The sequence below is a fragment of the Metallococcus carri genome, from assembly GCF_011440275.1.
In the GTDB taxonomy this organism is placed as follows: domain Bacteria; phylum Actinomycetota; class Actinomycetes; order Actinomycetales; family Dermatophilaceae; genus Metallococcus; species Metallococcus carri.
Genome location: NZ_JAAOIV010000001.1, coordinates 504195 through 518281 on the forward strand (window position 1 = coordinate 504195; position 14087 = coordinate 518281).

Genomic DNA, 14087 nt, shown 5'->3' on the forward strand with positions numbered 1-14087 from the left:
CCGCCTATTCGGTGGCGATAGCGCGCAGCACGTCCAGCCGCGCCGCGCGGCGGGCAGGCAGCCACGCCGCGAGCACCCCGACGAGAGCGGCGAGGACGACATACAGACCGAGCTGGGTCCACGGGACGGCGAGCACGGTGATGCCCTGGTCGCGTTGTGACCGCTGGAGCGCATAACCGAGCGCGACCCCCAAGGCGACGCCGAGCACCGCGCCGAGCAAGGACACGACGACCGCTTCGAGGCGCACCATCCGCCGCAACTGTCGCCGGCTCAGGCCGACGGCGCGCAGCAGCCCGATCTCGCGCGTCCGCTCGATCACCGACAGCGCGAGGGTGTTGACGATGCCGAGCACGGCGATGATCACCGCGAGGCCGAGCAGGGCGTAAATGATCCGCAGCAGCGTGTCGATCTGCTCGTGCTGCTGGGCGGCAAACTCCTGCTGGTTCTTCACGGTGACCGTCGGCACCGGCGCGACGATCTGCTGCAGTCGCCGCTCCACCGCCGCAGGATCCGCGCCGCCCCGCTGGATGACGTAGACGAAGGTGTCCTGCGGGCGCCCGCCCGCGGCGGCATACCCCTCGAGGCTGGTGAGATAACGCACGAGGATCGCCGGGCTCTTCTTGAAGATCCCGATCACCGTGAAGGTCGCCGGACGTCCGCCGAGCGAGACCGGCACCTTCGAGCCGACGCCGAGCCGGCGCTGGGCCGCCACATCGTCCTGCACCAGCAGGGTGTGACCCTTCACGGCCGGCATCCGGCCGGCGACCAGCTCGATCTTGACGATGTCACCGAAGGTGCGCGGCTCGATCCCCGCCAACGCATCCTTGTCGGTGCCGATCTGCGCGGGCGAATACCGCAACCGCGAAACCTCTTGCACGCCAGGCACTTTCGCCATCGAGTCGGCCAGTGACGGAGAGAACGGTATGCCGGTCTGGCTGGACACGACGTAATCTCCGGTGAAGTTGTCGGCAATCAAGGCGTCCACGCTCGACTTGGCCGAGGCACCGAAGACGGTCATCATCGACACCAGCGTCATGCCGATCATCAGCGCCGACGCAGTGGCGGCGGTGCGCCGGGGATTGCGCAGGCTGTTCTCCTCGGCCAGCCGCCCGACGGCACCGAAGATCCAGCGATAGGGCACGCCGGCCGCGCGCAGCACCGGCCGGGCGACCACCGGGCTGATCAGGATGACCGCGAAGAGCGCGGCGATCATGCCCACGGCGAGCACATAGGTCGAGTGCTGGACCGGCCGGATGCTGGCCTTGATCAACGCACCGGCCGCGCCGCCGAGCAGGATCATGCCGAGGTGCCAGCGCCGCCATACGGCACGCTCGGGCAAGGCGATGTCGTCGCGCAACGCAGCCACGGGAGGGATCGAACTCGCCCGTCGCGCAGGCAGATACGCCGCGATCGCGGTCACCACCATGCCGATCCCGTAGGCCGCGAGCACGGTCCGAGCCCGGAAGACGAGCGGGGTGCCGGACAGGTCGAGCCCGAAGCGGGCGAAGAGCGCACGGATGCCGATGGCGAGCAGGAAGCCGAGCCCGAGGCCGACGGTGGACCCGACCAGGCCGACGACCAGCGCCTCGGCGAGCACGGACCTGGTGACCTGGCCGCGCCGCGCCCCGAGAGCGCGCAGCAGCGCGAGCTCACGACTGCGCTGGGCGACCAGCATCGAGAAGGTGTTCACGATCAGGAAGCCGCCGACCAGCAGCGAGATGCCCGCGAAGATCAGCAGGAAGGTCGTGATGAAGCCCAGCGCCTGCTTGATCTGCCCGCCGCTCTCCTTCGCGACTGCGTCACCGGTGTCGGCCTGCACCCCGCGTGGCAGCACCGCGGCGATCCGCGAGCGCAGTTCGGTGTCAGACACTCCAGGTTGGGCGGTCACCCAAATGTCTTGGTAGCCACGGGAATTGCCGACGAAGAGACGTTGGGCGGTCGCCGGGTCGAAGGTCGTCAGGGTTGCTCCGACGAGGCTGCCCTGGCCGAATTTCGCGAAGCCGACGATCCGCGCGGTGATCCGTGGTGGCGTCCCGGCGGTGAGCAGGCTGACGGTGTCGCCAATGCGGTATGCCGCCGCCCCCGCGGTGGCCGGGTCGATCGTCACCTCGCCCGCCCGGGTGGGCGGCCGCCCGGCGGTGAGCGTGAGCGCCGGGATCCCGTGTGCCGCGGGGAGGGTGTGGTAACCCATGGCGAAGCCGGGGGCCCCTTGTCCCCCAAGGGGTTTGCCGCGCTTGTCGAGCACGTAGACGGTGGGTGAGCGGGCCTCGCCGACGGCATCCCGCACGCCCGGCACCTGTTTGACGCGGGCGACCAGCGACACGGGCACGGTCGCGGTGGTGCCCGCGCGGGTGCTGGCCTGGGCTCCCTGCGGCCGCACCATCACATCGCCGACGGTGCCGGACACGATGCCGGTGAACGCCCGATCGAGGGTGTCGGTGAAGACGAGCGATCCGGCCACGAAGGCCACGCCGAGCACGATCGCGAAGGTGCTCATCAGCAGCCGCATCCGGCGCGCGATCAGGCTGCGCCAGGTGGCTCGCAGCATCTCAAGACCTCGCGCGGCGCGGGTCGAGGGCGGTCATCCTGGACAGCACGGATTCGGCTGTGGGAGAACGCAGTTCGTCCCTGACCTGGCCGTCGGTCAGGAAGATCACCCGGTCGGTGTAGGACGCTGCGACTGGGTCGTGGGTCACCATCACGATGGTCTGCCCGAAGTCGTCGACCGACCGGCGCAGGAAGCCCAGCACCTCCGCGCCCGAGGTGGAGTCGAGGTTGCCGGTCGGCTCGTCGGCGAAGACGATCTCGGGCTTGCTCACCAGCGCCCGCGCGCAGGCCACCCGCTGCTGCTGGCCGCCGGAGAGTTCGCTGGGGCGGTGCTTCAGCCGCGGGCGCAGATCGACGGTGTCGATCACCGTGTCGAACCACTCCGGGTCGGGCGAGCGCCCGGCGATCGACAGCGGCAGCAGGATGTTCTCCTGGGCGGTCAGCGTCGGCACCAGGTTGAAAGATTGGAAGACGAAGCCGATCTGGTCGCGGCGCAGCGCGGTCAGCCGGTTGTCGTTGAGCCGGCCAAGTTCGGTGTCTCCCAACAGGATCCGGCCCTCGGTGGGCTGGTCCAGGGCCGCCATACAGTGCATCAGGGTGGACTTGCCCGACCCGGACGGACCCATGATCGCGGTGAACTCCCCGGCATAGAACTCGACCGTCACATCGTCGAGGGCGCGCACGGCGGCCGCGCCGGCGCCATACGCCTTGACGAGGTGCTCGGCGCGCGCGGCGACCTGGTGCGACATACCGCCGAGCCTATGTGGCCCCTCGGGTCAGTCTTGGGGCAGTGGGGTGATCGCCAGCTCGACCATATGCGTGCCGGACCGTCCGGTCCCGCGCTCGAGCCACCGGTTGCGCAGGTCTTCGAGCTCGTCGCGCAGCCGTCGGGCGTCGGCGGCGGACAGGCGGACGGTGAAATCGCAGCTGAGGATGTCGCCTCGTCGCACCGCCCCGTCGGTCGTGCGGTCCGTGCTGACCTGCCCGTCGGTGCCCTCGTTGTAGACCCGAAGCACCGCCGCATGCTGCAGCTCCGGGACGGCCTCCTCGGCCGCGGCGCGCTGCACCCGCCGGCTGCGCGCCATCCGGGCCTCGAACTTCTCGTGCGGCAACGAGCCGGCGGGCACCTCGAACAGTTGCGCCACGGTGCGGTAGACGCGGATCGGCCGGCCGCCGCGGCGCCGCTCCTCGACCACCTCGAGCAGGCCGAGCTCGTGCCAGCGGCGGGTCCAGTAGTGCACCTTCGCCAGCGGCTCGCCCAGCCGGTCGGCCGCCTCCTTGATCGACCGCGCGGTGGTGAAGTACTGCGCGAGATAAGGCAGCCCGCGCCCGTCGGCGAGGGCGGCGGCAGCGTCGGGTGAGCGGACGACATACACGGTGCGCACCTACTCAGATTAAACCTATGGCGGTCGAAGTAGCCCTCCGCCTAGCGTCGGGGACGCTTGAGTCGAACCACTCCCCGAGGAGATCCCGTGCCCACCGTCCTGCGGCGTGAAGCCACCTTCTGGCGCTCGCTCTGGCACGCCTCGCCGAAGCTCACCGTGGCGTGCTCGCTGCTGGTCGCCCTCTCCGCGATCGCCTTCCTGACGGGCATCCTCAGCACCGCACAGTTCATCGCCGCGGTGGCCCACCGCGAGGCCGCGGATGTATGGCGGTGGTTCGCGCTCACGATCGTCGCGCTCATCCTCCAGCCGATCGCGGTCAACGCCCTGTCCGCCTGCTCCGCCGCCCATCAGGCCGCGGTCACCGCCGACCAACACGCGCGCCTCGCCGCGCTGGCGAATGCCCCGCACGGCATCGCCCACTTGGAAGACCCGGCCCGCAGCGGCCCGCTGACCGGCCTGCTGGACGAGCTGCGCGGCAACTTCGGGCTGTGGTCGATCGGTGAGGCCTGGCGCAGTCTGCAGGTGCGCTCCACCGGCCTGATGAGCCTGGCGGTGCTGGCCCGCTGGTCGGTGCTCGCCACCGCGGCCCTGCTCGTCGTCCAGCTGGTGATGGCCCGCACCTTCGGCGCTTATGTCCATCAGGTGCAACGCGACCTGCTGGAGCTGAGGGAGACCGACGGGCGCCGTGCGAAATATCTCGCGCAGCTGCTCACCCGGCGCCCGCCCGGCAAGGAGGTGCGGCTCTTCGGCCTCACCGAGTGGTGCCTCGCGCAATACCAATCCGCCTGGCGCACAGCGCAACTCGGCGTCACCGCACGCCGCAACCGGGCGCTGCGACCGGTCCTGGCATCGGGCCTGGTGATGATCGCGGTCTCGGTCGGAGCCGCCGTCTGGCTGATCCGGGATGCCTGGGTGGGCGCGGTGGGCACCGCCACCCTGACCGCAACCTTGCAGGCGCTGATCGGCATGCGGGCCTTCGGCCCCCTCGGTGACACCTCCACCCAGGCGGCCCGATCCCGGACGTATGCCGAGCGCCTGGCAGCTCTCGAGACCGCCGCGCCTGCCGATCACCCAGCCGCCCAGCCGGCCGCTCCCCCGGCCGCTCACCCTGTCGCCGCCACGCCGGTCGCCGGGCGCGCCGCGTCGATCGAGCTGTCCGACATCTCCTTCACCTATCCCTCGCGCAACACGCCTGTCTTCCAACGGCTTTCGCTGACCATCCCGGCGGGGCAGTCGGTGGCGATCGTCGGGGTCAACGGCGTCGGCAAGTCGACGCTCATCAAATTGCTCGCCGGCCTCTATCCACCGGACTCCGGCACCGTGCGGGTCGGTGGCAAGGATCCGTTCACCGACGACGCCACCCGCCGGCAGGTGGCGGTGATCTTCCAGGACTTCGTGCGCTACCACCTCTCGCTGCGCGACAACGTGCTGTTGCCGGTCGACGAGAGCATCGCGACCGACAACGTGGCGATCGACCGCATCGCCAGCGGCGCCTTGCGCAGTGCTGCCGCGGAGGACGTGCTGCACCGCGTCGGCGACTGGGACGTGACCCTCGATCCGGGCTACAGCGGTGGCACCGACCTGTCCGGTGGGCAGTGGCAACGGGTAGCTCTCGCAAGGGCTTTCGCCGCCGTCGCGGCTGGTGCGGGGGTGCTCGTGCTCGACGAGCCGACCGCCGCGCTCGACGTGCGCGTCGAGTCGGAGATCTTCGAGCGCTTCCTGGAGTCGACGCGTGGCGTGACCTCGATCCTGGTCAGCCACCGCCTCTCGAGCGTGCGGCACGCCGAACGCATCGTGGTGCTCGGGCCGGACGGCGTCGTCGAGGACGGCTCACACGAGGACCTACTCGCAGCTGGCGGCGACTACGCGCAGCTGTTCACCCTGCAGGCCACCCGTTTTCAGCAGGCCGACGCGACGACGGAGGACGCTCGATGAGTGCAGTCAGCGAGCCGGGCGCGCTGCGCGCCACCCGCTTCCTCGTCGGGGCAAGTTGGCGCAACGGGCCGGGGGCTTTCGTGCTCAGCCTCTTCGAGACCGTGGGCCGGGTGCTCGAGGCCCTGGTGCCCTTGCTGGTCGGCCTCCTGGTCACCGGAGCGCTGCAGCACGATGTCGCCCTGGTGTGGTGGGGAGGCGCGGGAATCGTTGTCTCCCAAGGACTTCAGTTCGTGCTGATGACCGTCGGTGTGCACGCCCGGCTCGACATGACCGACCGGATCGGTCACGACTTCGAGGAGCGCGTCGGGCGGCTGTCGGGCTCGGTCGCCACCACCGACCACCTCGACGACCCCGCCCACCAGGACCGCATGCAGAGCTTCACCGAGCGCTCCGGCGCGCTCGGGGGTGCCTTCAACGCCCTGGTCAACACCTTCAACAATGCCGCCAGCCCGATCACGACCTTCGTGGTCGCCTGGCTCGCCGACCCGCGGCTGCTCCTACTGCTCATCGTGGCCATCCCTTCGACCTGGGCGGTGAAGTTCACCACCCGGTGGGACGAGCAGGCCGAGCACGCCAGCGCCCCGGCCGGCCGGCTGTCCGGGCACCTGATGGGCGCCATGGTCGAGCCCACCCCGGCCTCCGAACTGCGGGTCATGGGCGCCCGCGCCAAGATCGCCACCCGCGCGTCCGAGGCCGTGCGCGCCTGGCGCCGGCCGTCGGTCGTGGCGGCCCGGCATACCTCGGTGCTCACCAGCGCGATCAGCACGATCTACCTGCTCTCCGCCACCGCGATCCTCGTCTGGATGACGCGCGACGCGCTCCACGGTGCGGTGACGGTCGGCGCCCTGACGACCGCGGTGCTCGTCATCGGTGACTTCCGCGACTCGGTCGAGTCGATCTCGTGGACCTTCACCATGACCTCGCGGATGGTCCGTGCGGGCCGGCGCTATCTGTGGCTCTCGGATTACGTCGCCGAGGTCGACGCCATCCACGCCGGCACGCTGTCACCACCGCAACGGTTGACCGAAGGCATCCGGCTGCGAGACGTCACCTTCACCTACCCGGGCGCGAAAACCCCTACCTTCCTTGGCCTTTCGCTCGACCTGCCGGCCGGAAGCACGGTCGCGATCGTCGGTGAGAATGGCGCGGGCAAGTCGACTTTGGTCAAGCTGCTCACCGGCATCCACGATCTCGACGAGGGCGAGATCACCATCGACGGTGTCGACCTGCGCGATCTATCCCTGCCGCGCTGGCGGGCCAGCTCCTCGGGCGCCTTCCAGGACCATATGCGCTTCGAGGTGAGTGCGCGGGACGCGATCGGCCTCGGCGATCTCGAGCAGGAGCCGACCGACGACGTCGTGCGCGGCGCACTCACCCGCGCCTCCGCGACCGACGTGCTCCGCGCGCTGCCCGACGGTCTGGACACCCAGCTCGGCACCGACTGGCCCGGCGGGGTCGGGCTGTCCGGCGGGCAGTGGCAGCGGCTGGCGATCGCCCGCGGCATGATGCGCGAACGCCCCCTGCTGCTCGTGCTCGACGAGCCGACGTCCGCCCTGGACCCCGCGACCGAGCACCGTCTCTTCGACGGGTATGCCGAAGCCGCCCGCCGCACCCGCGACAACGGCGGCATCACCTTGCTCGTCACGCACCGCTTCTCGACGGTGTCGGCCGCCGACCTGGTCGTCGTGCTCGACCAGGGTCAGGTTGCCGAGGTCGGCACCCATGCCGACCTCATCGCCCGCGGCGGGCACTACGCCCAGCTCTACGAACTCCAGGCTGCCGGGTATCGGTAGCCTCCGAGCGTGAGTGACACTCCTGCCGCCCAGCCCCTCGTGCTGGCCTCCGCCTCCCCCGCCCGCCTCGCCACGCTGCGCGCCGCGGGCGTGGAGCCCGAGGTCATCGTTTCCCATGTCGACGAACCCGCGGTCGAGCAGGCCGCGCGGGCGGCATACGGCGAATTGACGCCGGAAGATGTCGCGCTCATCCTCGCCCGCGCGAAGGCCGAAGACGTTGCGCCGCAAGCGGATAACGCGATCGTGCTCGGCTGCGACTCGGTGCTGGAGTTCGATGGCGAGGTGCACGGCAAGCCCGGCACCGCGGAGCGGGCGACCGAGCGGTGGCGCCGGATGCGCGGCCAGCACGGCACCCTGCACTCGGGCCACTGGCTGATCGACGAGCGCGACGACGGCACCGGCGCCACCTTCGGCGTGGTGGCTTCGACGGTCGTGCACTTCGCCGATCTCACCGACGACGAGATCGACGCCTATGTCGCGACCGGCGAACCCCTTTATGTTGCAGGCGGATTCACCATCGACGGCCTTGGTGGCCCGTATGTCGAGCGCATCGAGGGCGACCACCACAATGTCGTCGGGCTCAGCCTGCCGGTCCTGCGCGAGATGCTCGCCCAGATCGACATCCCGTGGCACCGGCTCCTCAATCGGTGAGGCCGGGATCACACCTCGATCTGCACGGCCTGCCGCGAGTCGAGGAGTGGCTCGACGAGTTCCTTGACGATCCGCACGTGCTCCGGGTCGTCGAGGTATGCCGCGAGCCCCGCCTCGTCGTCCACCTCCGCCACCACGCCGTAGTCGGCCGTGCCACGGATGCCGAGGTCGGGGCCATGGCGGTAGGAGCGCAAGGCGGGCTGGCGGTCGGCATACGCGGAGAGGGCCGAGCGGATCTGCTCGACCGCAGCGTCGTCGGCGGAGTCGTTGAACGAGAAGGTCACGATGTGGCAGATCACGGGTCACTCCGTCGTAGGTCGTCAGTCGTAGGTTCGTCCTTGGAGGGTATGGCGCGGGTGCGCGCGTCCTCGTCGAAGGTCACGTCGATGTCCTCAAATCCCTTGAAGCGCTGCGCCTTCGCCTGCCCGGCGTAGCTCTTGCGGTCGGCGTCGGTGAGTGTGACATCGTCGGTGAACGGGGTCAGCAGCGCCCGCGGGTAGAGATGCCGCACGCGCACCACGTCGATCTCCATCGCGAAGACCACGACGACCGAGGCAAGGTAGATGAAGGCGAGCATGCCGAGGACGAAGGCGAAGACGCCGTTCATGGCCGAGGCGTGCCGCACCACGCGCGTCACATAGCCGGCGCCGAAGGTCTGCAGCAGCGACCAGCCGACGCCCGCGATCAGCGACCCGACCCACAAGGTACGGAAGCCCTGCTTGCGCGCCGTCGCGATCTCGAAGGCGAACAAGAAGACGAGACCGACCACGATCGAGGTGCCGACGAACCAGCCGAGGTGATACCACCCACCCGAGGCCAGGCCGCTGACGAAGCTGCTGACGACGGTCGTGGCGATCAGGCCAATTCCCAAGGCGCACAACAGGATGAAGGACTTGCCGCGCGCCTTGAACGGGTTGGGCCGGTTGTTGCGCGGCACCTGCCAGACGGTGTTGGCGGCGTACTGGAAGGCCTGTGCGACACCGAGCCCGCCATACAGCGCACCGAGCACACCGACGGTGATGCCGCCGATCCCCCCACCGAGCCGGTCGGGGGTGCGCAACTGGTCACCGACGACCGGGAACTCCGCCAGCGCGGAGTTGAGCAACTGCTCCTGCCACTGCGGGTGCCCCTGCAGCACGAAGGCGAGCACGGTCGTCGCGAGCAGCAACAGCGGGAAGAGCGAGACGAACGCGTAGTACGTCAGCAGCGCCGCCAGATAGGCCGCCTGGTCGTCGGCGTATTTATAGATGACCGCGATGGGGAACCCGAGCGGTGGGAACCGTTGTTGGAGGCGATCCAGCCGACTCGAGAACGACATAGGGGAAAGGTACGCGAGCCCCGGAGGGGACGGGGACGCAGCATCAGCCGCGCGGCTGGATCTCCCCCATCGGGGCGAAGCCGTCGATCTCGTCGGCGTCGACATAGATGATCTGCGGCTGTGCCGAGACGATGTCGGGCATCTGCTGCATGAACCGGCTCACGTGGTCCTGCTTCATGTGCTCCTCGCCGGCGGCGGCATCCCGGAAGCCTTCGATGCAGACGAAGGTCTGCGGCTCAAGGACGCTGCGGCTGAACTCGAAGAACACATTGCCCGGCTCGGCGCTCACCGCGCGCGCGTAGTCGGCGGACAGTTGCTCCCACTCCGCCATCTTGTCCTCGCGGATCGGGAACTTCACGGTGATCAGGATCATGTGGGACGAACCTCCTTGTGGCGTATGCCGATCCTCCCACGCCCCCGCTCCTCGCCGGTTGAGCGCTGCCCCCAATCGCCGGTTGAGCGCCGGCCCTGCCGCTGGTTGAGCGCCGTCCTGAGTAGCGCGACGGAGGAGCGCGTATCGAAGGGCAAGCGGAGGAGCGCAGCGAGTCGAAGGACAAGGGCCACCCCCATCGCTGGTTGAGCAAGCGGAGGAGCGCAGCGAGTCGAAGGGCAAGGGCCACCCCCATCGCTGGTTGAGCAAGCGGAGGAGCGCAGCGACGACGCGCGTCGAAACCCGCGCCGCTCAGACCGGAGGGATAGCGCGGTGCCGCGTGCTGAAGTGACGGTCGCGGCGGGCGGCATACCTCAGTCGGTGCAGCAGCTCGGCGCGCAACTCATCCGCCTCGACCACCCCGTCGATCACCAGGTCCGCGGCGAGCCGCTCAAGGTCGACATCCTGCAGGTATTCGTCGCGTCGGGCCTGGACGTATGCCGCCCGCTCGGCCTCGTGCTCGATCGCGGCGATCTTGTTGGCGTAGACCGCATTGACCGCCGCCTCCGGGCCCATCACCGCGATCCGCGCGGTCGGCAGCGCGAGCGTCGCGTCGGGCCCGAAACCCGGGCCACCCATCGCGTAAAGCCCTGCGCCATAGGCCTTTCGGACCACCACGCAGAACTGCGGCACGGTCGCTTCGGACACCGCCGAGACCATTTTGGCACCGTGCCGGATGATCCCGCCGCGCTCGACCTCCGAGCCGATCATGAAGCCGGGCACGTCGGCCAGATAGATGATCGGGATCGAGTAGGCGTCGCACAGCCAGATGAACCGGGCCGCCTTGTCGGCGGAGTCGGTGAACAGCACGCCGCCCTTGACCGCCGAATTGTTGGCCAGGATGCCGACCGTGCGCCCATCCATCCGGCCGAAACCCACGACGAGCTCGGGCGCGAAGAGCGGCTTGATCTCGAAGAAGCTGTCGTCGTCGACCAGACCATCGATCACGTCGTGCACGTCGAAAGGCTGGCTCTCGATCTCCGGGACCGTATGGCGGGTGAGCGGCTCGGCGGGTTCCTCGCCGGCATACACCGGCGGCTCGTCCCGCCAGGTCGAGGGGACATAGGAGAAGTAGAGCTTGGCGAGCTCGATCGCCTCTGTGTCGTCGGAGGCGAGCAGGTCACCGACACCGGAGACGGTGCAGTGCATCCGCGCACCGCCCATTTCCTCCAGCGAAACCCGTTCTCCCACAACCATTTCGGCCATCCGTGGGGAGCCGAGATACATCGAGGCGTTGCCCTCGACCATGATCAGCACGTCAGTGAACGACGGGATATAGGCACCACCGGCCGCGGACGGGCCAAAGAGGCAACAGATCTGCGGGACCTTGCCAGACAGTGCCACCTGGTTGTGGAAGATGCGCCCCGCACCGCGGCGACCGGGGAACAGCTCCACCTGGTCGGTGATGCGCGCGCCGGCCGAGTCGACGAACCAGAAGACCGGGAGCTCCTCGCGCAGCGCAGCCTCGGTCGCCCGGACGATCTTCTCCACGGTGCGCGCCCCCCAGGAGCCGGCCTTCACCGTCGGGTCATTGGCGACCACGATCGCCGGCCGTCCCTCCACGGTCCCGCGCCCGGTGACCACACCGTCGGCCGGCAGGCCGGCCGCCGTCGCGTTGGCGTAGCGACCGTCCTCCACGAACGAGCCCTCGTCGAAGAGCAACGCGATGCGGTCGCGGACGTAGAGCTTGCCCTGCGCATCCAGCTTGGCTCGCGCAGCGTCGGTGGGCTGCGCGGACGCGGCATACGCCTGCTCGAGACGCGCCCGAACGTCTGCGACCCTTGGATCCTCGCTCCGGTCGGCGCTCATGCTCTCTGCCGCGCCTCTTCCCGTCGCTCCGGGCCTCACTGCGTTCGTGTCCTCACTCCGGTCGGCGCTCATGCTCTCTGCCGCGCCTCTTCCCGTCGCTCCGGGCCTCACTGCGTTCGTGTCCTCACTCCGGTCGGCGCTCATGCTCTCTGCCGCGCCTCTTCCAGTCGCTCCGGGCCTCACTGCGTTCGTGTCCTCACTCCGGTCGGCGCTCACGACACAAGCCCGTACTGCCGCGCAATCAACATCCGCTGCACCTCAGAGGTGCCTTCGCCGATCTCCAGGATCTTTGCGTCCCGGAAGAACCGTGCGACCGGGTACTCCTCCATGAAGCCATTGCCACCGAAGATCTGCGTCGCCAATCGCGTTGCGGTGACAGCGGATTCGGTCGAATAGAGCTTGGCGATGGCGGCCGCATGCTTGACCTCGGCGACGCTGCGCCGACCCGCGTCGTGTTCATCCTTGAGCCAGGCCGCCTTGTAGGTGAGCAGTCGCGACGCCTCGACCATGACCGCCAGGTCGGCGACCTTGAAGGACACCCCCTGGTTGGCACCGATCGGCCGGCCGAAGGCCATCCGCGTCTTGGCGTAATCAGCGGACAGGTCCAGACAGGCCTGCGCGAGGCCGACCGCCAGCGCCGAGATCGCGATGCGCCCGTCGTCGAGCGTCTTGAGGAACTGGCGATAACCCTGGCCCTGCTCCCCCAGCAGGTTCTCCTCGGGCACCTGGCAATTGGCGAAGGTCAACCCGTGCGTGTCGCTGATGTGCCAGCCGAGCTTGCGGTATGCCGGCTCGACGGTGAACCCCGGCGTGCCCGACGGCACCATGATCGCGCTGATCTGCGGCTTGCCATCTTGCTCGCCGGTGCGTGCGGTGACCGTCACCACCGAGGTGATGTCGGTGCCGGAGTTGGTGATGAACGCCTTGGCACCGTTGATCGTCCACTGCCCATCGGCCAGGGTTGCGCGGGTGCGTGTCGCACCAGCGTCGGAGCCAGCGTCGGGTTCGGTGAGGCCGAAGCCGGCCAACGCCTTGCCGGAGACCAGGTCGGGCAGGAAGCGCTGCTTCTGCGCGTCGGTGCCATAGGTGAGGATCGGGTTGATGCCGAGGCCCACGCCGGCCGACAGCGTGATGCCCATCGACTGGTCGACGCGACCGAGTTCCTCGATGGCGAGGCACAGATAGGTGAACCCGCCCTCGTCGAGCCCGGCGCCGCCATACTCCTCCGGCACGACCAGCCCGAAGAGTCCGAGCTCACCCATCTGCGGGACGAGTTCGGAGGGGAAATGCGCCTGCGCGTCCCACTCCTCGACGTGCGGAGCGATCTTGCTCTCGGCGAAGTCGCGCACCACTCGGCGGAAGTCCTCGTGGTCCTTGGTCAGCTCGAACATGTCGCTCCCGATGGTGATCTCGATCACTTGACGTTAACGTCAACGTAAAGCACCCTGACCGGTGATGACAACTCCGCGCACCTGGTCGATCGCCGAACTCGCCGACGAGTTCGACATCACCCATCGCACCCTGCGTCACTACGAGGCGCAGGGCTTGCTCGCGCCCGAGCGCCGCGGCCAGGTACGCATCTATCACCGTCGCGACCGCACCCGCCTTGCGCTCGTGTTGCGCGGGCGACGGCTCGGCTTCGCGCTCGATGAGATCCGCACGATCATCGATATGTATGACGAGCAGCCCGGCGAGGCGGGTCAGCTCACCTATCTGCTGTCGCAGATCGAGGACCGGCGTCGCGACCTGGAGCAACGTCGCCGCGACATCGAGGACTCGCTGCGCGAGCTGGCCGAGGTGGAGCGCCGGTGCCAAGAGGACCTGCGCACGCTGAACTGACCTTCGTTGGCCGAGCGCCGACCACTATCGGTGGTTGAGCGTCGTCCTGAGCAGCGCGACGGAGGAGCGCGTGTCGAAGGGAGCCCGCATCGAAACAGCAACGCTGGTTGAGCAAGGGCGAGGCGCCAGCCGAGCCTGCGTCGAAACCCGTTGCAGCCCAGGCAGTTTCGATGCGCTCGCCGGGTCTGGGCCGAAATCACCTTTCCCTAGCGAGACCTCACGGTGGGGCTGGGTGGCGGGAGGCGGCAGCGCCCCTTCGGGATGCGCCCCAACGGGAGCGGCGCCTTCGGCGCGTGCGGCGCCGCCGCCCAGCGCCCGCCGGAGCATCCCTACGGGGCGCCGCCTACCTCCCGCCCGCTCCGTTAGTTGAGCGCCGTCCT

At 69.2% G+C, this 14087-nt stretch carries 12 protein-coding genes; 4 read left to right on the forward strand and 8 right to left on the reverse strand.

Annotated elements, in window-relative coordinates; translation table 11 throughout:
- Positions 1-4: 4 nt before the first annotated feature.
- Genes G9U51_RS02430 through G9U51_RS02440 form a run of 3 tightly spaced genes read right to left on the reverse strand, consistent with a single transcriptional unit; the run spans position 5 to position 3932 of the window.
- Entirely contained in the window at positions 5-2548 is a 2544-nt protein-coding gene (locus G9U51_RS02430; RefSeq protein ID WP_166192505.1) for an ABC transporter permease, read from the reverse strand.
- A gap of 1 nt (position 2549) precedes the next feature.
- Positions 2550-3296 (reverse strand): ABC transporter ATP-binding protein, encoded by a 747-nt coding sequence (locus tag G9U51_RS02435; RefSeq protein WP_166192507.1) that lies wholly within the window; start codon positions 3294-3296, stop codon positions 2550-2552.
- A gap of 27 nt (positions 3297-3323) precedes the next feature.
- Complete coding sequence (locus G9U51_RS02440) at positions 3324-3932, reverse strand: hypothetical protein (RefSeq protein ID WP_166192510.1); 609 nt, start codon at positions 3930-3932, stop codon at positions 3324-3326.
- A gap of 87 nt (positions 3933-4019) precedes the next feature.
- On the opposite strand from G9U51_RS02440, the gene G9U51_RS17735 reads away from it, so the two are divergent.
- The 3 genes from G9U51_RS17735 to G9U51_RS02455 are packed head-to-tail and all read left to right on the forward strand — an operon-like array spanning position 4020 to position 8311.
- Positions 4020-5867 (forward strand): ATP-binding cassette domain-containing protein, encoded by a 1848-nt coding sequence (locus tag G9U51_RS17735; protein WP_166192513.1) that lies wholly within the window; start codon positions 4020-4022, stop codon positions 5865-5867.
- Entirely contained in the window at positions 5864-7660 is a 1797-nt protein-coding gene (locus G9U51_RS02450; protein WP_166192516.1) for an ABC transporter ATP-binding protein, read from the forward strand. Before G9U51_RS17735 ends, G9U51_RS02450 begins: the two co-directional genes overlap by 4 nt.
- 9 nt (positions 7661-7669) lie before the next feature.
- Entirely contained in the window at positions 7670-8311 is a 642-nt protein-coding gene (locus G9U51_RS02455; protein ID WP_166192519.1) for a Maf family protein, read from the forward strand.
- 8 nt (positions 8312-8319) lie between these two features.
- Here G9U51_RS02455 and G9U51_RS02460 read toward each other — a convergent pair whose 3' ends face one another.
- From G9U51_RS02460 to G9U51_RS02480, 5 genes are all read right to left on the reverse strand, one after another.
- Entirely contained in the window at positions 8320-8610 is a 291-nt protein-coding gene (locus G9U51_RS02460; protein ID WP_166192522.1) for a Dabb family protein, read from the reverse strand.
- Complete coding sequence (locus tag G9U51_RS02465; protein WP_171715545.1) at positions 8607-9629, reverse strand: YihY/virulence factor BrkB family protein; 1023 nt, start codon at positions 9627-9629, stop codon at positions 8607-8609. Before G9U51_RS02465 ends, G9U51_RS02460 begins: the two co-directional genes overlap by 4 nt.
- A 43-nt stretch (positions 9630-9672) precedes the next feature.
- Positions 9673-10002, reverse strand: a complete 330-nt coding sequence (locus tag G9U51_RS02470; RefSeq protein WP_166192525.1) for a putative quinol monooxygenase — start codon at positions 10000-10002, stop codon at positions 9673-9675.
- Positions 10003-10311: 309 nt separating this feature from the next.
- Complete coding sequence (locus G9U51_RS02475) at positions 10312-11868, reverse strand: acyl-CoA carboxylase subunit beta (protein ID WP_166192528.1); 1557 nt, start codon at positions 11866-11868, stop codon at positions 10312-10314.
- Positions 11869-12080: 212 nt separating this feature from the next.
- Positions 12081-13259, reverse strand: coding sequence for an acyl-CoA dehydrogenase family protein (locus G9U51_RS02480; RefSeq protein ID WP_166192675.1), 1179 nt, complete (start codon positions 13257-13259; stop codon positions 12081-12083).
- Between the two features lie 64 nt (positions 13260-13323).
- Here G9U51_RS02480 and G9U51_RS02485 point away from each other — a divergent pair, with 64 nt between their 5' ends.
- On the forward strand, positions 13324-13707 hold the full coding sequence (locus tag G9U51_RS02485; RefSeq protein ID WP_166192531.1) for a MerR family transcriptional regulator: 384 nt from the start codon (positions 13324-13326) through the stop codon (positions 13705-13707).
- The last annotated feature ends 380 nt before the right edge of the window (positions 13708-14087 follow it).

Bases quoted from the DNA above. Each gene is read 5' to 3' on its own strand.
- G9U51_RS02470 (WP_166192525.1), bottom strand. From the start codon at position 10,002: ATGATCCTGATCACCGTGAAGTTCCCGATCCGCGAGGACAAGATGGCG.
- G9U51_RS02475 (WP_166192528.1), bottom strand. From the start codon at position 11,868: ATGAGCGCCGACCGGAGCGAGGATCCAAGGGTCGCAGACGTTCGGGCG.
- G9U51_RS02465 (WP_171715545.1), bottom strand. From the start codon at position 9,629: ATGTCGTTCTCGAGTCGGCTGGATCGCCTCCAACAACGGTTCCCACCG.
- G9U51_RS02430 (WP_166192505.1), bottom strand. From the start codon at position 2,548: ATGCTGCGAGCCACCTGGCGCAGCCTGATCGCGCGCCGGATGCGGCTG.
- G9U51_RS02435 (WP_166192507.1), bottom strand. From the start codon at position 3,296: ATGTCGCACCAGGTCGCCGCGCGCGCCGAGCACCTCGTCAAGGCGTAT.
- G9U51_RS02450 (WP_166192516.1), top strand. From the start codon at position 5,864: ATGAGTGCAGTCAGCGAGCCGGGCGCGCTGCGCGCCACCCGCTTCCTC.
- G9U51_RS02485 (WP_166192531.1), top strand. From the start codon at position 13,324: ATGACAACTCCGCGCACCTGGTCGATCGCCGAACTCGCCGACGAGTTC.
- G9U51_RS02480 (WP_166192675.1), bottom strand. From the start codon at position 13,259: ATGTTCGAGCTGACCAAGGACCACGAGGACTTCCGCCGAGTGGTGCGC.